18 protein-coding genes and 1 pseudogene are annotated in these 20969 nt (G+C 67.6%); 18 read left to right on the top strand and 1 reads right to left on the bottom strand.

The window, feature by feature from the left end; genetic code table 11:
- Window positions 1-36: 36 nt before the first annotated feature.
- The 12 genes from ACIQK7_RS00095 (at window position 37) to ACIQK7_RS00040 (ending at window position 13518) form a co-directional block, all read left to right on the top strand.
- Complete coding sequence (locus tag ACIQK7_RS00095) at window positions 37-864, top strand: glutamate ABC transporter substrate-binding protein (protein ID WP_403019987.1); 828 nt, start codon at window positions 37-39, stop codon at window positions 862-864.
- An 84-nt stretch (window positions 865-948) separates the two neighbouring features.
- Window positions 949-1596, top strand: coding sequence for an amino acid ABC transporter permease (locus tag ACIQK7_RS00090; protein ID WP_403019986.1), 648 nt, complete (start codon window positions 949-951; stop codon window positions 1594-1596).
- Entirely contained in the window at window positions 1593-2456 is an 864-nt protein-coding gene (locus ACIQK7_RS00085; protein ID WP_403019984.1) for an amino acid ABC transporter permease, read from the top strand. The genes ACIQK7_RS00090 and ACIQK7_RS00085 overlap by 4 nt, the downstream gene beginning before the upstream one ends.
- A 38-nt stretch (window positions 2457-2494) precedes the next feature.
- Window positions 2495-3532 (top strand): phenylalanine--tRNA ligase subunit alpha, encoded by a 1038-nt coding sequence (gene pheS, locus ACIQK7_RS00080; RefSeq protein WP_325210350.1) that lies wholly within the window; start codon window positions 2495-2497, stop codon window positions 3530-3532.
- The gene (gene pheT, locus ACIQK7_RS00075) at window positions 3532-6027 is read left to right on the top strand and encodes a phenylalanine--tRNA ligase subunit beta (protein WP_403019982.1); all 2496 of its coding nucleotides are present in this window, start codon (window positions 3532-3534) and stop codon (window positions 6025-6027) included. The genes pheS and pheT overlap by 1 nt, the downstream gene beginning before the upstream one ends.
- A gap of 192 nt (window positions 6028-6219) precedes the next feature.
- Entirely contained in the window at window positions 6220-7266 is a 1047-nt protein-coding gene (argC, locus tag ACIQK7_RS00070) for an N-acetyl-gamma-glutamyl-phosphate reductase (protein ID WP_403019979.1), read from the top strand.
- Window positions 7263-8447, top strand: coding sequence for a bifunctional glutamate N-acetyltransferase/amino-acid acetyltransferase ArgJ (argJ, locus tag ACIQK7_RS00065; RefSeq protein ID WP_403019977.1), 1185 nt, complete (start codon window positions 7263-7265; stop codon window positions 8445-8447). The genes argC and argJ overlap by 4 nt, the downstream gene beginning before the upstream one ends.
- Window positions 8447-9373 carry an acetylglutamate kinase gene (argB, locus tag ACIQK7_RS00060; RefSeq protein ID WP_403019975.1) on the top strand — a complete coding sequence of 309 codons (927 nt, stop codon included), beginning with the start codon at window positions 8447-8449 and terminating at the stop codon, window positions 9371-9373. Before argJ ends, argB begins: the two co-directional genes overlap by 1 nt.
- A 38-nt stretch (window positions 9374-9411) precedes the next feature.
- Window positions 9412-10560: an acetylornithine transaminase gene (locus ACIQK7_RS00055; RefSeq protein ID WP_403019973.1), complete on the top strand. Its 1149-nt coding sequence runs from the start codon at window positions 9412-9414 to the stop codon at window positions 10558-10560.
- On the top strand, window positions 10557-11492 hold the full coding sequence (argF, locus tag ACIQK7_RS00050) for an ornithine carbamoyltransferase (RefSeq protein WP_403019971.1): 936 nt from the start codon (window positions 10557-10559) through the stop codon (window positions 11490-11492). The genes ACIQK7_RS00055 and argF overlap by 4 nt, the downstream gene beginning before the upstream one ends.
- On the top strand, window positions 11492-12901 hold the full coding sequence (gene argH / locus ACIQK7_RS00045) for an argininosuccinate lyase (RefSeq protein WP_403019970.1): 1410 nt from the start codon (window positions 11492-11494) through the stop codon (window positions 12899-12901). The genes argF and argH overlap by 1 nt, the downstream gene beginning before the upstream one ends.
- On the top strand, window positions 12901-13518 hold the full coding sequence (locus ACIQK7_RS00040) for a DNA-3-methyladenine glycosylase (protein WP_403019968.1): 618 nt from the start codon (window positions 12901-12903) through the stop codon (window positions 13516-13518). The genes argH and ACIQK7_RS00040 overlap by 1 nt, the downstream gene beginning before the upstream one ends.
- A 20-nt stretch (window positions 13519-13538) precedes the next feature.
- On the opposite strand, the gene ACIQK7_RS00035 is transcribed toward ACIQK7_RS00040, so the two are convergent.
- Window positions 13539-13958, bottom strand: coding sequence for a hypothetical protein (locus tag ACIQK7_RS00035; RefSeq protein WP_403019965.1), 420 nt, complete (start codon window positions 13956-13958; stop codon window positions 13539-13541).
- Between the two features lie 178 nt (window positions 13959-14136).
- On the opposite strand from ACIQK7_RS00035, the gene ACIQK7_RS00030 reads away from it, so the two are divergent.
- From ACIQK7_RS00030 to ACIQK7_RS00005, 6 genes and pseudogenes are all read left to right on the top strand, one after another.
- Window positions 14137-14859, top strand: a complete 723-nt coding sequence (locus ACIQK7_RS00030) for an ABC transporter ATP-binding protein (RefSeq protein WP_403019963.1) — start codon at window positions 14137-14139, stop codon at window positions 14857-14859.
- Window positions 14856-16250, top strand: a complete 1395-nt coding sequence (locus ACIQK7_RS00025) for an FtsX-like permease family protein (protein WP_403019962.1) — start codon at window positions 14856-14858, stop codon at window positions 16248-16250. Before ACIQK7_RS00030 ends, ACIQK7_RS00025 begins: the two co-directional genes overlap by 4 nt.
- Window positions 16251-16301: 51 nt before the next feature.
- A pseudogene (locus tag ACIQK7_RS00020) lies at window positions 16302-16820 on the top strand (PAS domain-containing protein); the annotation flags it as partial.
- A 190-nt stretch (window positions 16821-17010) separates the two neighbouring features.
- Window positions 17011-17580, top strand: coding sequence for a GGDEF domain-containing protein (locus ACIQK7_RS00015; RefSeq protein ID WP_403019959.1), 570 nt, complete (start codon window positions 17011-17013; stop codon window positions 17578-17580).
- 33 nt (window positions 17581-17613) lie between these two features.
- Complete coding sequence (tyrS, locus tag ACIQK7_RS00010; protein ID WP_403019957.1) at window positions 17614-18918, top strand: tyrosine--tRNA ligase; 1305 nt, start codon at window positions 17614-17616, stop codon at window positions 18916-18918.
- A 1055-nt stretch (window positions 18919-19973) separates the two neighbouring features.
- Window positions 19974-20576, top strand: a complete 603-nt coding sequence (locus tag ACIQK7_RS00005) for a hypothetical protein (protein WP_403019954.1) — start codon at window positions 19974-19976, stop codon at window positions 20574-20576.
- Window positions 20577-20969: the final 393 nt, after the last annotated feature.

Genomic DNA, 20969 nt, shown 5'->3' with positions numbered 1-20969 from the left:
TCGCGCTTCGCCGCGACTCCTTACGAAAGGAACAACATGCACAAGAGATCAACACTTGTGGCCACGCTCGCCGCGGCTGCGCTCGTCCTGACCGGATGCGCTGGGGGCGACAGCGGCAACGGCGGCGACACGACCGATGGCGAGGGTACGGCGTCGGGTTCGATCACGATCGGTGTCAAGGAGGACCAGCCGGGTCTCGGTTACCTCGATGCAGCGACCGGTGAGCGCAGTGGCTTCGACATCGAGATCGCGAAGTGGGTCGCCGAGGAGCTCGGCTACGCCGAGGACCAGATCGAGTGGGAGGCCATCCCGAGTGCCAACCGTGAGTCTGCTCTCGTGAACGGCGACGTTGACTTCTATGTCGGCACCTACTCGATCACCGACAGCCGCAAGGAGCAGATTGACTTCGCGGGTCCGTACTTCATCACAGGTCAGGGCATCCTGGTGGCCGCGGATGACGACACGATCCAGAGCGAGGATGATCTTGCTGGCAAGACGGTCTGTTCCGCGACGGGATCCACGCCCATCCAGAACATCAAGGACAACTTCCCCGACACCGAGACTGTCGAGTTCGACACCTACTCGCAGTGTGTCGAGGCGCTTCTTGACGGGCAGGTCGACGCAGTGACGACCGACCAGGCGATCCTTCTTGGTTACGCCTCGCAGGACCCCGACAACCTCAAGGTCGTCGGTGAGCCGTTCACGGTGGAGAAGTACGGCGTTGGCCTGCCGAAGGGCTCCGAGCTCCGCGGCCAGATCAACGACATGTTCACCGAGGGTGGCGACCGCTGGCAGGAGATCTACGACGCGACGCTCGGCCAGTCCGGCACCGAGGTCGAGCAGCCTGAGATCGAGGACTACTAAGCCCTCAACGGATGGCGGCGCCGCTCAGGCGGCGCCGCCATTCCTTCCCGCCGTTTCCCGCACTTCGAAAGGACTGTCGCTGACGTGGATCCACTGATCAACAATCTCGACATCTTCGTTCCCGCGTTCAGGAACACGATCATCCTGTTCGTGGTGTCGGGCGTTGCCGCGCTCATCCTCGGCACGATCGTCGGCGGCATGAGGGTCTCGCCAGTACCGATCATGCGCGGTGTCGGCACGGTCTACGTCAATTTCATCCGCAATACCCCGCTCACCCTGCTCATGTTCTTCTTCGCCTTTGGCTATCCGAAGCTTGAGCTCGGAAACCTCTCCTACATGACGCTCGCAATGATGGCGCTGAGCCTCTACACGGCGACGTATGTCGCCGAGGTCATCCGCTCGGGCTTCAACACGGTTCCCGTGGGCCAGGCTGAGGCCGCGAGGGCGATCGGGCTTCCCTTCGGGCAGACCATGTCGCTCGTGATCCTGCCGCAGGCGTTCCGGGCGGTCATCCCGCCGCTGATGAGCGTATTCATCGCACTCCTCAAGAACACGACGGTCGCAGCTGGCTTCTCTGTCTTTGAGGCCGGCGCCATTCGCGCGTACCTCTCTGAGCGCGGCGAACCGGCGATCGTCGTGCTGCTGTGGGTCGCCGCGATCTTCGTCGTGCTGGTGACGGTCCTGTCGCTCGTGCAGCGACGACTCGAGAACAAGTGGAGGGTGGCCCGATGAGCAGCGTGCTCTATGACGTCCCCGGACCGAAGGCGATCGTGCGCAACCGCATTCTCGCGGTCGTCACCGTGCTCGTCGTGCTGGCGATCCTCGGCTTCATCGTCTATCGCCTCGCGGTGACTGGCCAGTTCACCGCGGAGAAGTGGCGCATCTTCACCTTCCCGCTCGTTCACCAGAACATCATCGACGCAACGCTGCGTACGCTCTCAGCCTTCGCTGTCGCAGCGGTCGCGAGCCTCGTGCTCGGACTGCTGCTTTCGATCGGTCGCCTGAGTGATCACGCGATCATCCGCGTGCCGGTCATGCTCTTCACGGAGCTCTTCCGTGCGATCCCCGTGCTGATCCTCATGATGATCATGTATTACGGGCTTCCGCCGCTCGGTGTCACGTTCATGACCCCGTTCCTGGCAGTTGTGATCGCGCTTACCCTCTACAACGGCTCGGTGCTCGCTGAGGTCTTCCGGGCTGGTATTGAGTCGCTGCCCAAGGGCCAGACCGAAGCCGGATACGCGATCGGGATGCGAAAGTCCGCCGTCATGCTGCTGATCCAGTACCCGCAGGCGATCCGCGCAATGATGCCCGTCATCATCTCGCAGCTCGTTGTGGTGCTGAAGGACACAGCGCTCGGCTTCATCGTGACGTTCCAGGAGCTGCTGTACCTTGCCAAGTTCTACGGCGGGCAGGTGACCTACGGCTCGCCGATCATCCCGTCGACGATCGTCTTCGGCACGATCTACATCCTGCTCTGCCTCGCGCTCTCTGCGGTCGCGAAGTGGGTTGAAGTGCGCTCGAGACGCAACCCGAGGGTCACGAAGGTCGCGCCGGCCGTCCAAGCGACCAACCAGGGCGAGATCAAGTAGACGGGGGCTCGGTACGAGGCAGACTAAACTTGAGCCTCGTGTCTGAACCCCTGATCACCGAGTCCAGTGTCGCCGAGGCGGTGGATGCCGCCCTCGCCGCTATCGCGGAGGCCAGCGACACCGCCGCGCTCAAGTCGGTCCGCTCTGCCCACCTCGGCGAGGCATCCGCGCTCGCCAGGCTGAACGGCGAGCTGCGCAACGTGCCCAACGACCAGAAGGCCGCCCTCGGCAAGCTCGTCGGCCAGGCCCGCGGCCGCGTGAACCAGGCGTTCACGGCGCGCGAGCACGAGGTTGCGGCGGCCGAAGAGACGGCGCGGCTTGCGGCTGAGGCGGTGGATGTCACGGCCCTCGGTTCCCGCTGGACTCCCGGGGCGCGGCATCCGCTCACCCTCCTCATGGAGCAGATGTCGGATGTCTTCGTCGGCATGGGCTGGGAGGTCGCGGAGGGCCCCGAGCTCGAGAACGAGTGGTTCAACTTCGACGCGCTCAACTTCGATGAGGACCACCCCGCGCGCGCGATGCAGGACACCTTCTTCATCGACCCGGTCGACTCGCACCTCGTGATGCGCACGCACACTTCGCCCGTGCAGATCCGTTCTCTGCTGGAGCGCCCGCTGCCCGTCTACGTTGTGGCACCGGGCCGCACCTTCCGCACGGATGAGCTCGACGCGACCCACACCCCGGTCTTCAATCAGATCGAGGGCATCGCGATCGACAAAGGCCTGACGATGGCGCACCTGCGCGGCACGCTCGAGCACCTCGCCCGCGCGATGTTCGGCGAGGAGGCGAAGATCCGCCTGCGCCCCAACTACTTCCCCTTCACTGAGCCGAGCGCCGAGATGGACGTGTGGCAGCCCAATGCAAAGGGCGGCGCCCGCTGGGTCGAGTGGGGCGGATGCGGCATGGTCAATCGCAATGTGCTCCGCGCGGCCGGCATCGACCCCGAGGAGTATCAGGGCTTCGCCTTCGGAATGGGCATCGAGCGCACGCTCCAGTTCCGCAACGACATGAATGACATGCGCGACATGGTCGAGGGCGACATCCGCTTCTCGCAGCAGTTCGGAATGGTGGTCTGATGCGCGTCCCAGCCTCGTGGCTTCGTGAATTCGTCGAGGTCCCCGCAAGCTCGACCCCCGAGGACCTCCATGCCGCACTCGTGCGCGTGGGGCTCGAGGAGGAGGACATCCACCGCGCCGAGCTGAGCGGACCCATCGTGGTCGGCACCGTGCTCGAGTTCGTCGATGAGCCGCAGAAGAACGGCAAGACGATCCGCTGGTGCCAGGTCGACGTGGGGGAGGCGGAGCCGCGCGGCATCGTCTGCGGCGCCCACAACTTCTTCGCCGGCGACAAGGTCGTCGTGTCGCTCCCGGGTGCCGTACTCCCCGGCCCCTTCCCGATCTCGGCGCGCAAGACCTACGGTCACGTGAGTGACGGCATGATCGCCTCCGCCAAGGAGCTCGGCCTCGGCGACGAGCACGGCGGCATCCTGCGCCTGACCGAGCTCGGCCTCGACCCGGAGCCCGGCACCGACGCGATCGCGCTCCTCGGCCTCGACGACTATGCGGTCGAGGTCAATGTCACGCCCGACCGTGGCTACGCCTTCTCGATCCGCGGCATCGCTCGCGAATACTCCAACTCGACGGGGGCGGCCTTCCGCGACCCCGCGCTCTCGCCCGAGCTGCTCGAACTCGTCGAGGCCACGCACGAGGGCTTCCCGGTGACGGTTGACGACCAGGCACCGATCCGCGGCAACGTCGGATGCTCGGTCTTCGTCACGCGCGTCGTGCGCGGCATCGACCCGACCCGGCCGACCCCGGCCTGGATGGTCTCGCGACTCAAGCTCGCGGGTGTCCGTTCCATCTCCCTCGCGGTCGACATCACGAACTACGTCATGTTCGAGCTTGGCCAGCCGATCCACGGCTACGACCTCGCCAAGCTCACGGGCGGTATCACGGTGCGTCGCGCGACCCAGGGGGAGACCCTCACGACGCTCGACGACCAGGTGCGCAGGCTCAGCACGGAAGATCTCCTGATCACCGATGAGTCCGGCCCGATCGGCCTCGCGGGCGTCATGGGCGGCGCGACGACCGAGATCTCGGATGCCACGAGCGACGTGTTGATCGAGGCCGCGAACTTCGACCCCGTTTCGATCGCGCGCACGGCCCGCCGGCACAAGCTGCCGAGCGAGGCATCCAAGCGCTTCGAGCGTGGTGTGGATCCGCTGGTTGCCGAGGCGGCCGCGGCGCGCGTGGCGCAGCTTCTCGTCGAGCTCGCGGGTGGCACGGTCGACACCCTTGGCTCAACGCTGTTCGAGACATCCGCCCCTTCGCCCATCATGCTGCGCGATGGCTTCACGACGTCGCTGCTGGGCGTCGAGTACACGGCCGAGGAGGTGCGCTCCTCGCTCGAGGCGATCGGCGCGAGCCTCGAGGAGGTGGCCGGGGGGCTCTCCGTGGCGCCGCCGTCGTGGCGCCCCGACCTGACCGACGAGCCCACACTCGCGGAGGAGGTCGCCCGACTCGTCGGCTACGACCGCATCCCCTCGATTCTGCCCGTCGCCCCTCCCGGTCGTGGTCTGTCCCGCTCGCAGCGCCTGCGCCGCGCGGCGTCGAACATGCTCGCCGCGAATGGCTTGACCGAGGTGCAGTCGTACCCCTTCCTCTCGGAGGCGACGCACGCGCGCTTCTCGGGCGATGCCCCGGCCATGCGGCTCGCGAACGCACTCGATGCGAGCGTGCCGCTGCTGCGCCGCAGCCTCGTGCCGGGCCTGCTCGAGACGGCCCGTCGCAACCTCTCGCGCGGTCTCACCGACCTGGCGCTGTTCGAGGTCGGCACGGTGTTCCTGCCGGAGGCCGGTCGCACCTACGGCAGCGGCGCGCTGCCCGTCGGCAACGCTCACCCGGGCGACGAGGTTCTGGCGACGCTGAACGACGGCATCCCGCCGCAGCCGTGGCATATCGCGGCGCTGTTCCTCGGCGACCGCGTTGTGCGCCAGCCGGGCATCGGCGCTGTGCCGGCATCCGTGTCGGACGCCATCGACGCGGCCCGCCAGCTCGCACTCGCCCTCGCGGTCGAATTCCGGGTCGAGCAGGGCAACCACCCCGCGTACCACCCGGGCCGCACCGCCGAGATCTTCGCGGGCGACCGCGTCGTCGGAATCGCGGGAGAGTTGCTGCCGGCGATTGCCGATGATCTCGACCTCCCGCGGACTGTCGCGCTCCTGGAGCTCGACCTCGACGCACTCATCGAGCTCGGCGCCCGCGAGGTCGTGACCTCGCCAATCTCGGGATACCCGGCGGCGACGCAGGATGTCTCGCTGGTGGTGCCTCTCGAGGTTCCCGCGGGCGAGGTACTTGCGGCGCTCACCGAGGGTGCCGGTGCGCTGCTCGAGAGTGCGCAGCTGGTCGACGACTATCGCGGACAGGGGATTCCTGAGGGCAGTCGTTCGCTCACGTTCGCGCTGCGGTTCCGCGGGCCTGACCGCACGCTGACGGCGGCCGAGGCATCCGATGCTCGTCTCGCGGGCGTCGCGGTTGCGACGGAGCGTTTCGGGGCAACCCTGCGCGAGTAGCGGTGAGGAACCCGGGCACGCGCTACAGTGTTCGGGTGGACATGATCCGTGGAACCCTGCTCGGCGAGCGTCGCCCCGAGCTGTTCCGCGTGCGCCGACTCTCGGCGACGTCGCCTCGCTGAGCCGTTCGCTCAGCCGCCGCGTCGCCGCCTCCGGCCTTTCATCGTCCGTTCCTCATTTAAGGTAGAACCCATGACCCTCTCCGTTGCCGTCGCCGGCGCGAGCGGCTATGCGGGTGGCGAGCTGCTGCGCATTCTCGCTCACCATCCGGATGTCACGATCAGCACCGTCACCGCCCACTCCAATGCCGGGCAGCCGCTCATTGCGGCGCAACCTCACCTCCGCTCGCTTGAGCACCTGACGCTCGTCGACACGACGCCCGAGAATCTCGCAGGCCACGACATCGTCTTCGTCGCTCTCCCGCACGGCAAATCGGGGGAGTTGACCGATCACCTCGGTGACGACGCCCTGGTGATCGATTGCGGGGCGGATCACCGCCTCACGTCCGAGGCAGACTGGACCAAGTTCTACGGCGGCGAGTTCTACGGTGCCTGGACCTACGGCATGCCAGAACTTCTCCTCGCTGACGGCTCGCGCCAGCGGGAACGGATCGTCGGCGCACGTCGCATTGCGGTGCCCGGATGCAACGTCACGGCAATCACGCTGGGCCTGGCCCCCGGCATCCAGGCCGGGCTCGTGCATCCGCAGGACCTGGTCTCGGTGCTCGCGGTCGGCACGAGCGGCGCCGGCAAGAGCCTGAAGACGCACCTGCTGGCGAGCGAGATCCACGGTTCGGCCATGCCGTACGCCGTCGGGGGAACGCACCGGCACACCCCCGAGATCGTGCAGAACCTCACGGTCGCCGGCGCGGAGGGCGCCACGGTCTCGTTCACGCCCGTGCTGGTGCCGATGTCGCGGGGCATCCTCGCGACGAGCACGGCGCAGCTGCTACCGGGCGTCAGCCTTTCGGATGCTCGGGCCGCCTGGGATTTCGCCTACGGCACGGAACCCTTTGTGCACGTGTTGCCCGAGGGGCAGTTCCCGAAGACGGCCGACGTGCTGGGCGCGAACACGGCGATCATGGGACTCGCTGTCGATGAGGCGGCCAACCGGCTTGTCGTCGTGAGCGCGATTGACAATCTCGTGAAGGGCACGGCGGGCGCCGCCGTGCAGTCGATGAACATCGCCCTCGGGCTGCCCGAGGCAACGGGTCTTGAGACGAACGGAGTGGCGCCATGAGGCAGCCGGTGGAGAGTGGCGTCGGGGGAGTGACCGAGCCCGCGGGCTTCGAAGCCGCCGGTATCGAGGCCGGCCTCAAGGATTCGGGCGGACTCGACCTCGCGCTGGTCGTCAACCGCGGCCCCCTGCAGTCGGCGGCCGCCGTATTCACCTCCAACCGGGCCGTCGCCAACCCGATCATCTGGTCGCGGCAGGTCATCCAGGATGGTGTCGTCTCTGCGATCGTGCTCAACTCGGGCGGGGCGAACTGCTTCACGGGGTCCTTCGGGTTCCAGACGACGCACGCGACCGCCGAGGCGGTCGGCACGGCGCTCGATGTCTCGGCGGGTGACGTGCTCGTCTGCTCGACGGGCCTCATCGGCGTGGGTGACCAGACCTTCCGCGACCGCGTGCTCGCGGGCGTCGATGTCGCGGCGAAGGCGCTCAGCGCGACGGGCGGCGACGACGCCTCCCGCGCCATCATGACGACCGACACCCGGCCCAAGCGCGCGACGGTGCGGGGCGACGGCTACACGATCGGCGGCATGGCGAAGGGCGCCGGGATGCTCGCGCCCGGGCTCGCGACCATGCTCGTCGTCATCACGACGGATGCTGAACTCACGAGTGCCGAACTCGACGAGGCCCTCCGCGCGGCCACACGCATCAGCTTCGATCGGCTCGACTCCGACGGCTGCATGTCGACCAATGACCAGGTGACCATCATGGCGAGCGGGGCATCCGGAGTCCGTCCTGACCTGTCGATGTTCACGGTGCAGCTGCAGTCGCTCTGTGTCGACCTCGCGTTCCAGCTGCAGCGGGATGCCGAGGGCGCGAGCCACGACATCGTGATCGAGGTCATGAGCGCCGCGAGCGAGGACGACGCCGTCGAGGTCGGACGGTCGATCGCCCGCAACAACCTCTTCAAGGCGGCCATCTTCGGCAACGACCCCAACTGGGGCCGGGTGCTGGCCGCGATCGGCACGACCTCGGCCGAGTTCGACCCCTACAACGTCGACGTGTCGATGAACGGCGTGCGGGTCTGCACGAAGGGTGGCCCGGACCGGCCGCGCGAGGAGGTCGACCTGAGCGGTCGCGATGTGCTGCTGCAGCTTGAACTCCACGCGGGGCATGCTGGCGCGATGATCCTCACGAACGACCTCACGCACGACTACGTGCACGAGAACAGCGCGTACTCAAGCTGATGGCCGAACCGACCGACCTCAACGCCGTGCAGGCGCAGACGCTCATCGACTCCCTGCCGTGGCTGACCCTCTTTCGAGACCGCATCATCGTCGTGAAGTTCGGCGGCAACGCGATGGTTGACGACGACCTCAAGCGGGCCTTCGCGGCCGACATGGTCTACCTGCACCACGTGGGCATCCGTCCTGTCGTCGTGCACGGTGGCGGCCCCCAGATCTCCCGCGCACTCAAGGAGCGTGGCATCGAGAGCGAATTCCGCGGCGGCCTGCGGGTGACGAGCCCCGAGGCGATGGAGGTCGTGCGTGACGTGCTGACGCGGGAGGTCAGCGGGGAACTCGCAGCCCTCATCAACGAGCACGGCGACCTGGCGCAGCCGGTCTCAGGTGAGACGCAGGGCCTCTTCCGCGGCCGTCGGCGCGGCACGGTCGTTGACGGGCAAGAGGTCGATCTCGGGCTCGTCGGTGAGGTCGTCGATGTCGATCCCTCTGTGCTCCACGCCCTCCTCGACGCGGGCAAGATCCCCGTCGTCTCCTCCGTCGCACCCGATGGCGAGGTGCCGGGGCAGGCACTCAACGTCAATGCGGACTCGGCTGCGGCATCCGTCGCCGTCGCGCTCGGCGCCGTCAAGCTGGTGGTACTGACGGATGTCGCGGGGCTCTACTCCGACTGGCCGAACCGCGACTCGCTCGTGTCTCGGATCACGGCGTCTGAGCTCTCCGCGATGCTCCCGTCGCTCGAGTCCGGCATGATCCCCAAGATGACGGCCTGCCTCGAAGCCGTCGCGGGCGGGGTGGACAAGGCCGCGATCATCGACGGGCGCGTCGCCCACTCGATCCTCCTCGAGGTGTTCCGCAGCAGCGGCGTGGGCACGGAGGTCGTGCCCGACGCCACCCCACACGACAACGACTCGACAGCGAAGGCAGGGTAGTGGTGAATCACGACTGGAGCAGCAGGTTCGGTGCGGCCATGATGGGCTCGCACGCGACACCCCTCACGATGCTCGAGCGGGGTGAGGGCTGCTACGTGTGGGGAACCAACGGCAAGCGATACCTGGACTTCCTCGCCGGCATCGCCGTGAACTCGCTGGGGCACGCGCATCCGGCGCTCGTCGACGCGGTCTCGAGCCAGGTCGCGACGCTCGCGCACGTCTCCAACTACTTCGCGACGCCCCCGCAGATCGAGCTCGCTGAGCGGCTCAAGCGCATCACGGGGGCGGGGGAGCGCGGCCGCGTCTACTTCGGCAACTCGGGCGCGGAGGCGATGGAGGCCGCGTTCAAGCTCGCGCGACTCAACAACGACGGCGGTAGGCGGCGCCGCATCCTCGCCCTCACGAACGCATTCCACGGCCGCACGATGGGCGCCCTGTCCCTCACGGGCAAGGCTGCCCTTCGCGATCCCTTCGGCCCGCTCCTCGACGGCGTCGAACACATCGACAGCACGATTGAGGCGCTCGAAGCGGCAATGGACGACACCGTCGCCGCCGTCGTGTTCGAACCCATCAAGGGCGAGGCCGGGGTGGTCGACCTGCCGGAGGGCTTCATCGTGCGGGCCCGCGAGCTCACGCGGGAGCACGGCGCGCTGCTCATCCTCGATGAGATCCAGACGGGCGTCGGCCGCACGGGCACCTGGTTCACCTACCAGCAGTTCGACATCGAGCCCGATGCCGTCACGATCGCGAAGGGCATCGCGGGCGGCATGCCCATCAGCGCCCTCGTGACCTTCGGTGAGGCATCCGAGCTCTTCAAGCGGGGCCACCACGGCAGCACCTTCGGCGGCAACCCGCTCGCGACCGCGGCGGCCAACGCCGTGCTCGGCGAGATCGAGGCATCCGACCTGATCGGCAACGCGGAGCAGCGCGGCACGCAGCTGCGGGAACTGATCCGCGAGATGGGCTCCCCGCTCGTCGACGAGGTGCGCGGACGCGGCCTGCTGATCGGCGTCGGCCTCACGGAGCCGGTGGCGAACAAGGTGTCTGCGGCCGCGCTCGAAGCAGGCCTCATCGTCAACGCGGCGAACGAGTACAGTGTGCGGATCGCGCCGCCCCTCATTGTCGGCGACGTCGAGATCGACGAGTTCGGCAGACTCTTCAGCACGGCATTGGAGGCCGCACAGTGACCAGGCATTTCCTTCGCGATGACGACCTGAGCCAGGCGGAGCAGCGCGAGATCCTCGACCTCGCTGTCGCTCTCAAGGCGGAGCGCTTCTCACGACGCCCCCTCGAGGGCCCGCAGACCGTGGCCGTGATCTTCGACAAGTCGTCCACGCGCACGCGCGTCTCCTTCGCGGTGGGCATCGCCGACCTCGGGGGAGTGCCGCTCATCATCAGCACGGCCAACAGCCAGCTCGGTGGCAAGGAGACCGCGTCCGACACCGCGAGGGTGCTCGAGCGCATGGTTGCCGCGATCGTGTGGCGCACCTACGGCCAGGCTGGGCTCGAGGAGATGGCGGAGGGCACGACCGTCCCCGTCGTCAACGCGCTCTCCGACGACTTCCACCCGTGCCAGCTCCTCGCAGACCTGCTGACCATTCGCGAGCACCGCGGTGCGCTTGAGGGTCAGACCGTGACCTTCATCGGCGACGGCGCCTGCAACATGGCGCAGTCCTACGCGCTCGCGGGTGCGACGGCCGGCATGCACGTGCGCATCGCGGCACCGGAGGGCTTCCACCCGACGCAGTCCGTCATCGACGACGCGGTGGCGATCGCGGCAACGACGGGCGGTTCGGTCGAGTGCTTCTATGACCCCAAGGAGGCCGTCACGGGGGCGGATGTCGTCGTGACCGACACCTGGGTGTCCATGGGCAAGGAGGAGGAGAAGGCCGAGCGCGTCAAGCTCCTCGGAGGCTACCGAGTCGATGCGGAGCTGATGGCGCTCGCGAAGGACGATGCGATCTTCATGCACTGCCTCCCGGCCGATCGCGGCTACGAGGTCACGGCCGACGTGATCGACGGCGGCCAGAGTGTCATCTGGGACGAGGCGGAGAACCGCCTGCATGCCCAGAAGGCGCTGCTCGTCTGGCTCCTGGAGCGCAACGGGGTGCAGGGCTGATGGCGGGCGAGACCAACACGGGCTCGCTCTGGGGCGGCCGGTTCAGCGACGGGCCCTCGCCCGAGCTCGCACGCCTCAGCAAGTCGACCCAATTCGACTGGCAGCTCGCGGCCTACGACATCCTCGGATCCAAGGCCCACGCCAAGGCGCTCGCGGCGGCGGGCTACCTCGACCAGGACGAGCTTGCGCGGATGCTCGCGGCCCTTGACCGCCTCGCCTCCGAGGTCGAGTCGGGGCAGATCACGGCGGAGGAGTCTGACGAGGATGTCCACGGCGCGCTCGAGCGTCACCTCATCACGATCGCTGGGCCGGAACTCGGCGGCAAGCTCCGGGCGGGCCGCAGCCGCAACGACCAGATCGCGACGCTCGTGCGCCTCTACCTGCTCGACCACGCGGCGAACATCCGCCACCTCGTCGTGCAGCTGATCGATGCGCTCGCGGCCCAAGCGGATGCGCACCCCACGGCGATCATGCCGGGGCGCACACACCTGCAGCACGCGCAGCCTGTGCTGCTCGCGCACCACCTCCTGGCTCACGCCTGGCCGCTTGTGCGAGACCTCGAGCGCCTGCGGGACTGGGGCGTGCGGGCATCCGCCTCTCCCTACGGCTCGGGGGCACTCGCGGGCAGTTCCCTCGGGCTCGACCCCGCCCTCGTGGCGAAGGAACTCGGGCTCTCCGCGCCAACCGAGAACTCGATCGACGCGACCGCGAGCCGCGACGTTGTCGCCGAGTTCGCCTTCATCGCATCGACGATCGGCATCAACCTGTCGCGCCTGGCGGAGGAGATCATCCTCTGGAACACGCGCGAGTTCGACTTCGTCACCCTCGACGACGGCTACTCGACGGGTTCGTCGATCATGCCGCAGAAGAAGAACCCTGACATCGCGGAACTCGCGCGCGGCAAGTCCGGCCGACTCATCGGCAACCTCACGGGTCTGCTGACGACGCTCAAGGGCCTGCCGCTCGCCTACAACCGCGATCTGCAGGAAGACAAGGAGCCGGTCTTCGACTCCGTCGAGACGCTCGAGGTCCTCCTGCCCGCCTTCACGGGGATGCTCGCGACCCTGCGGTTCAACACCGAGCGCATGGCGGAGCTCGCGCCGCAGGGCTTCTCCCTGGCAACGGATGTCGCGGAGTGGCTCGTGCGCCAGCATGTGCCGTTCCGCGAGGCACACGAGATCAGCGGTGCGCTCGTCTCCTTCTGCGAGGCACGCGGGCTCGAGCTGCACGAGCCGAGCGACGATGACTATGTGTCGATCGATCCCCGCCTCACGGGCCAGGTGCGCGAGGTCCTCTCGATCGAGGGTGCCGTCTCGAGCCGCAACGGTGTCGGCGGCACCGCACCGGAACGCGTCGCGGAGCAACTCGGCGCCCTCACAGCACGGGTGCGCGACCTGACAGTGCGGTGATGTCGGAGGAGCTTGAAGCGCACCACGTGTTTGACCGTTCCTTTCTCGCCCGTCCGTCTCCCGACGTGGCTCCGCAGCTCCTCGGGGCGCGCCTGATCGGCCGCGGCGTGACCATCCGGATCACCGAAGTCGAAGCGTATTTGGGAGCTGAGGATCCGGGCTCGCACGGACACCGTGGCAAGACTGCCCGTAACGCGGTGATGTTCGGCCCGCCGGGTCATCTCTATACCTATTTCACGTACGGAATGCACACGTGTGCCAACATCGTGACAGGCACGGAGGGGACCTCGTCGGGTGTTCTCCTTCGTGCTGGTGAGGTGATCGACGGGGTCGAAACCGCTCGGTCCCGGCGTCACAGCAGCAAGACTGATGCCGATCTCGCCCGCGGTCCCGGCAGGCTCACAGTCGCACTGGGAATCATGCTCAGCGATGGTGGGCAAGACCTCGAGACGGGCGATATTCGCCTGGAGTTCTCGCAGGGTCCCGTGGAGTACCAGAGCGGCCCCAGAACCGGTGTGTCCGGGCCCGGCGGCACGGATGCCTTCCCGTGGCGCTTCTGGATTCCAAACGACCCGACAGTTTCTCCATATCGCCGCAGCGTCCCCCGCAAGGCGTGAGTCTGCGTCGGCGTGTGTCGTCAGCCAGCGGCGTCGCAAACGTACGTGACGACTGGCCGATTTCCACTGTCCTGGCGCCTTTCAGGCCCGCCGGGGTACTCGCCTTCGAACTCGACGATTTCCCGGTGCGTTTCGCCGTCGTTCGACGTCACCCAGGCCTGGACTAGCCCGTGAGCGGGCGAGTTCGCGTGGTAGCTGACCGAGACGGTCACCTCTGCGTCAGTCTCAGCGCCGAAGGTCACCGATTCGGTGTCCCCTTCCGGGCCGATCTGGCGCTCTACCCGCACGGTGGCCTGCTCGGGCTGGGCGTCCTCGCCCGCGCGATACATGACGGTGCATTCGAGTGCTTCGGGTGAGCCGTTCAGTGCGCCGGATGCGGTGCACCCGGTCAGGAGGAGTGTGCAGAGTGCGAACAGAGAGATCCAGCGCCTCGTTGCCATCATTCGACGCTATCACTCGCCCTGAAGCAGCACGGTGACCCGGTGGCGGGGCCCGGTCGACCCCGCGGCCTCGGCCTACAAGCGGCACGTGCCGAAGCCCCGGAATACATCGCGAGGATGATGCGGGATGCGCCGCCCGACCGATGTGGTTGCGTGCTGTGTCGGCGAGGCTGGAAGCATGAATTCTTCCGTCTCAACACCTCTCCTCTCGGCATCGCGCGTCTCGATGACGTACCCGGGAACGCGCGCCCTTGACGGGGTCGACCTGGCCATCTATCCCGGCGAGTCCGTCGCCATCATGGGGCCCTCAGGATCGGGCAAGACGACGCTCCTCCACGCGCTCGCGGGCATCATCACGCCGACGAGCGGCGAGGTCGTCGTGTACACGCCAAACGGTGCCATTGCCGTGAATGCCCTCGCGGAGTCAGAGCGGTCGAGGCTGCGCCGCGAGGAGTTCGGCTTCGTGTTCCAGCAGGGCCTGCTGATCCCCGAACTCACGGTCGTCGAGAACGTCGCCCTTCCCCTCCTCCTGGCGGGGCGCACACGGGCGACCGCTGAGGCCCACGCGGTCGAGTGGCTTGCCCGGCTCGGCCTCGGGGGTCTTGAGCGACGCCGCATCGGTGAGCTCTCGGGTGGGCAGGCGCAGCGCGTCGCGATCGCGCGCGCCCAGGTCACGGGTGCCAGGGTCATCTTCGCCGACGAACCGACGGGAGCCCTCGACTCCGTGACCTCGGGGGAGACGATGACGGCACTGCTCGGTGCCGCGACGGAAGACGGCCGTGCGCTCGTCGTCGTCACGCACGACGACCATGTCGCCGCCCGCTGTTCGCGCGTCGTGCGGCTGCGCGACGGCCGCCTCGATGTCCGGGCTGCGGCGACCGTCTCGGAGGTCACGGCATGAGCAGCATGACGGATGTGCGCGCTCCCGCCCCAGTGCGCCTCGCGCCATCGAGGCGCCGCGCCCCAATCGTCACCCTGACGTGGATGCTCGCCCGGCCCAGCGCCGATTCGGTCTCGACGCTCGTGCTTCCCGGCGTCGCCTTCGCCATCACTTCCGCCCTGCTCCTCACGGTCGCGGGCGGTGGCGTGATGTTTTGGAACTGGCCCGACGAGTTGAATGCGGCCACGTACCAGGTGCTGAGCGGGCTCGCCCTCGCGCTGCTCGTGATTCCGCTTGCGAGCCTGAGTGGCGCTGCCGCCAGACTCTCGGCGCGTCGGCGTGATGACCGCCTGGCGACCCTGCGCCTGCTCGGCGCGACTCCCGGCAACGTCGTTGCGATCACAGTCCTCGAGTCGGTCATGGTCGCCGCGGCAGGCGCGCTCGTGGGCGTCATCCTCTACTTTGCGACCTCTCCCTTGGTCGGGCTCATCCCCTTCGGGGGCGAGCCCATCGGCGCTGCATCGATCATCTTGAATCCCCTCACCATCGCCGTTGTGATCGCCGGGATCGTGCTGCTCGCTGCTGTGAGTGCTGTCGTCGGCCTTCGCAAGGTTGTCATTTCGCCGCTGGGCGTGAGACTGAAGCAGAGCGCGCCGCGCATGAGCTGGCTCCGCGGGCTCATCGGAGGAGTCGTCATCATCATCGCTGTCGTCGTGTTGCAGAGCTTCGGCGTACTGCCCGACTACACAGCGGTCGCGGTGGCCATCGCCGCGAGCTTCGCGGTCGGCGTTGCCGTGCTCAACCTGGTCGGCCCATGGCTCATCTGGGTCTTCGCTCGGCTGCAGGTCGCCCGCGCCCGCACTGCAGCGCGCCTCATCGCCGCGCGCACGACCCTCGAGGCGCCCAAGGTCGCGTGGCGTCAGGTCAGCGGACTTGCAATGACCAGTTTCGTCGCGGTCGTGGGTGGCACCGGCGTCTCGTTCCTGATCGAGGAGGGTGGACCGGCCAACGAGCTGGCGCTCTACGTCGATGTGCGCACGGGCATCATCATCACCCTCGTCGCATCCTTCCTCATGGTCGCCTGCTCGGTCGGGGTGAACCAGGCATCCGCCGTGCTCGACCGCCGTGACCTCTATGTTGGGCTCGACCGGGTCGGTATGCCGCGCGAGGTGCAGGAGCAGGCGCGGGCTCGCGCCATCCTCGTGCCGTTGTGCTGGGTCTCGCTGGGGTCGGCGGCACTCGGCGGACTGCTCGTCTTCCCGCTCGCGGGGTACGCGCTCGTCGTCGCTCCCACGTCGCTGCTCGTCATCGCTCTCGCCTTCGTCGCCGGAATCGCGCTCGTCGCCCTATCGCTCGTCGCGACTCGGCCCGTCGTGACGAGCGTGCTTCGCAGCCCCGAGCGCGCGCAGTAGCCCGCGAGGGCGGGGGTTCTCTCTGCGGCCGGCGGTGGTACCGTCGGCCGCATGGTGCACGAACCGGGGGTCTTCGCGACCGAGACTCGCCTTGCCGTCATCAGCGAGGCCGTACGGCACATCCCCACCTCTGCCTTTGTGACCGACGCCGGCCAGGAGACCGGCAAGCCGCGCATCCTCTTCGCCAACGACGCGGTCGTGCGGCTCACCGGCTACACGCTTGAGCAGATGGAGGGCAGGTCGCCACTCATGTTTGCGAGGCCGGATGCCGATCCCGTGCGCCTTGCCAAGGTGCGCGACGCGTTCGCGGAGGGCCGCGTGCACGAGTCCCGAACGGTGCAGGTGCGGCCAGATGGCTCCCTCTACGCGGTCGACTGGACGATGTCCCCCGTTCATGACAAGCATGGCCATCCGGAGTACTTCGTCTGGCTGCAGAGGGATGCCTCGCGCGAGATCGGGGCCCAACAGATGCGCGACACCCTTTTCGAGGCTGTCAACCTCTCCGATGACTCCGTCATCATCTCCGACGACACCGGAATCGTCTTTGTCAATGACGGATTTCGACGCCTGAGCGGCCTCCGCGACGAGGACGTGTTGGGGCAGGGTCCCGATGTGCTCGACATCGAGATCCTCGACTGGCGGACGGTGCAACCCATAGCCGAGCCGAGCAACTCGGCCCGCAATCTCATACGCACGCGCGGTCGGCGCGAAGGGGCCCTCTATCTCGATATCGCGACGACGGTCGTATTTCGACCCCGTCATGGGCACGCGTCATGTCGTCCACGTCGGGAAGGACGTCACGCAGGAGATCGGGCAGAGGCTCGACGAGCACCAGAAAGCCCAGCGCGACCCGCTCACCGGGCTCTACAACCGCCGTGGCGGCGAAGAGGCACTTGTCGGCGTGCGGGCAGCATCGGACGCCGCGCACACGACATTCTCGGTCCTCATGTGCGATATCGATCGCTTCAAGCTTGTCAACGACACCCACGGGCATGCGGTGGGCGACCAGATGCTCATTGAGGTGGCGCGTGTCCTCGACGGCGGGGTGCGCGCGGGCGATTCGGTCGTTCGCTGGGGAGGAGAGGAGTTCCTGTTGGTGCTGTCCGAGACATCCGCTGCGGCTGCTTTCGCTCTTGCGGAGCGACTTCGCCTGGCGATTAGCGGCCGCGATATCCAAATCACGGGTGCGGTGACGGTCTCGATGGGCGTTGCCGAGTGGAACGAGGGCGACGGCCTCGCGAGCTTGGTGTCGCGAGCGGATGCCGCGCTCTATGTTTCGAAGACATCCGGGCGCAACCGCACGACCCTCGCCGACTCGTCGGGTGCGTGAGGCGGCCGCTTCGCCGCTGGTAGCCTTGGTCGAGTGTCAGCGAGCGCGCAGGATCTAGAGCAGCAGAGCAACGACGATTCATTCGAGTCCCTCTGGGACGAGCTGTCGTGGCGAGGTCTCATTCACGTGTCGACAGACGCCGAGGCGCTCAAGCAATTGCTGGATGGCCCGCCCATCGTCTACTACTGCGGCTTCGACCCGACGGCGCCGAGCCTGCACCTAGGCAACCTCGTGCAGCTGCTGCTGCTGCGCCGCATCCAGTTGGCGGGTCACAGGCCGCTCGCCCTCGTCGGCGGCTCGACGGGACTCATCGGCGATCCGAAGCCCACGGCCGAGCGCACCCTCAACACGCCAGAGGTCGTCGCCGAGTGGGTCGGTTACCTGCAGGGTCAAGTGTCTCGATTCCTGAGCTTCGAGGGGGAGAACGCGGCACGCCTTGTCAACAACCTCGACTGGACTTCGCCACTCTCCGCGATCGACTTCCTGCGCGACGTCGGCAAGTACTTTCGGGTCGGCACGATGCTCAAGAAGGACGCGGTGAGCGCCCGACTCAATTCCGACGCAGGCATCAGCTACACCGAGTTCAGCTACCAGGTGCTCCAGGGCATGGACTTCCTCGAGCTCTACCGCAAGTACGACTGCGTGCTCCAGACGGGCGGCTCCGACCAGTGGGGCAACCTCACGAGCGGCTCGGATCTCATCCACAAGGCAGAGGGAGCGAGCGTCCACGCCATCGGCACGCCGCTCATCACGAATTCCGACGGCACCAAGTTCGGCAAGAGCGAGGGCAACGCCGTGTGGCTGGATGCCTCGCTCACGAGCCCCTACGCGATGTACCAGTTCTGGCTCAACACCGACGACGCGGATGTCATCGACCGGCTCAAGGTCTTCACCTTCCTGTCGCGTGCAGGCATCGAGGAGCTGGCCGAGGCGGTCGCAACCGAGCCCTTCCGCCGTGAGGCCCAGCGCACCCTCGCGTTCGAGGTAACCTCGCTCGTGCACGGGGCAGAGGCAACGCACGCCGCGATCGCCGCAGCAGAGGCTTTGTTTGGCCAAGGCGACCTCACAGCGCTCGACGAGCCCACGTTGACCGCCGCCCTAGCGGAGTTGCCACGCGCCGAGGCGACGGTCGATTCCTCCCTCGCCCAGCTCCTGGTCGACACAGGGCTCACCAAGAGCCTGGGTGAGTCGCGTCGGGCGATCGAGCAGGGCGGCGTCTACTGCAACAACGTGAAGGTGACGGATGTCGGGGAGGCGATCGGTAATCGCTTCCTGTTCTCTCGCTTCGCTGTCCTGCGTCGCGGCAAGAAAACGCTTGCGGGCGTCGTCGCACGGTAAGCACAGTTTCGCCTCGTTAGGATGGGGCGAACTTTTGAGGGGAGAGCGTGGACGATAAGCCTGATGTCGGTCAGGGGACTGGTGCCCCGAGCAGTCCCGACGGCGGACTTCGTCGCGATCGCAGGCGACTCCGCGAGAGCGCCCGCGCAGAGGTGGGAGAGACCGTCTCCCGCGAGCAGTCGACGCCCCCGACGGTGGGCCCTGACACGGGAGGATTCAGCGCATTCGAGGCGCTGGGCTTCGAACGCCGCTCCTTCGAACCGTCGGCTCACGAGCCGGCTCCCGTCGACACGTCGCGCTTCCGCGACATCCCCGCGCCGGCGTCTCCTGCGGCAGCTGAGCCGCTGACACCGCCGCAGTACTCCGGCGTCACCCCGCCCGCGTATGGCTCCGAGCCCGCGCGACCCTTTGCTCAGTCGCAGCCCTCCGCGCCAATTGCTGCTCAGTCGACTACTGCCCCGCCGACTACTCCCCAGCCGGATGCGTCCGCGACGCCGCCCCTGCAGCCGCCACCCCTCGAGGAACCGCCGCGCCCCGCCGTACCTCCCGTGACCCACGCCTTCGCGTCGCATGGCCCCTTCTCGCAGCCGACGAAGTCCACCCACCCGCAGGACGCGCCCCACGCCGACCCGTCCGCCGGGGCCGACCCCGGTACAGGACTTCCGGATGCTGCGGCGTATGGTCTTCGTCCGGCAGCGTTCACCGTTCCCCCGCGCCCCGACGCCGAAACGCCGACTCGGGCTCCCTCGGCGGCCGAGCTGTACTCGCCGCCCGCCGTCGCCGCCCCAGTGGTATCGCCCACGCCTCCCACCGCAGCACCGGCGACCTCGCCCTTCGGTGGCGCACCGGTCCCACCAGGCTCGCCGTCGCGGCCAGAGGCAAACCCGTCCGTCGCGTTGTCGGCCCCGATCGTCCCAGCCGTTGCTCCATCGCACGACCTCGCGCCAATACCGTCGGCAGGGGACACCCCCCGGCCGACCACCGCAACTGCATCCCCTCCGGGACACCCCGTCCTCGGGCCGCTGGCCCCCCGAGCCCACGAGACTCCGCAGGAAGTGGATCTCCTCGACCGCATCGCCCTCGCCGCCTCGATCGTGCTCCCGCCCGTCGGGTTCGTGCTGGGCCTGGTCGCATCCGCACGCGGTCGCGCCTACCGAGGGTGGTCATCCGCCATTGCGCGAGCCTCACTCTGGGTGGCCGTCGGCATGACCTTCGTGTTCATCGTTGCCGGTGTCTTCCTCTGGTCTGAGCAGCAGAAGCAGCTCGCCGATGAGGAGAGCGCACAAGCCGCCGCCGCGGCTCATGCGGCGCTGGTCGAGGAGAGCGCCGCGTTCTGTGGGGCCTTGGCGGGATCGCCCGTACTGGCGACGGATGCCGCGGACTTCGGTTGGCCCGCGGCAGACGACCCTGCCGGCTACGTCCCCGCGATCTCCGCCTATGCCGCGTCGTGGCAGGGCCTCGTTCCTCTCGCGCCGGCGGTCATCGCGGAGCAGGTGACGTCGGCCAGCGCGCAGATCGACCAGATCGTCGCGAGTGCCGCGAATCTTCCGGAGCCGCATCGAGCAGGAGACCTCCTCGACCTGCAGGCAGTAGCGGAAATCGAGGCTGTGCAGGCGCACGTCACGGAGTATTGCGCGCCCGCCAACACAGGCGAATGACCCGCGACACGCCCGGGGCGCAACCGGATTTGGTGCGGCTCCGAAAGGCTGCGTAAAGTAATCACTCGTCACCCCAAAGGTGCGGAAAGCCGCAGAGCTTCCCGGCCTCACGTGGGACACAATCCGAAGGCGCAAGCCGCCGAAGATTCCGGCCCGCAACTCCAGTTGCAAAGCCACGATCTTCGGGTCTAGGATAGAAAACCCTTCCCACTCTCGACTTCTTCACGGAGTACGCAGCGGGTCTGCATGGCCACTGGGCCGTCAGAACTCCAGCGCAGAGGGTGGTAAGTTTGGGAAGTTGCCTCGGCAGCTGCCGCCGGAAGGTGGGGCACCGGGAGCGTCCGTTCCTTGAGAACTCAACAGCGTGCACAATGTCAAATGCCAAAAACCTCG

Source organism: Salinibacterium sp. GXW1014 (assembly GCF_044769865.1).
In the GTDB taxonomy this organism is placed as follows: Bacteria; Actinomycetota; Actinomycetes; order Actinomycetales; family Microbacteriaceae; genus Homoserinimonas.
This window is presented reverse-complemented; position numbering and strand designations above follow the sequence as displayed.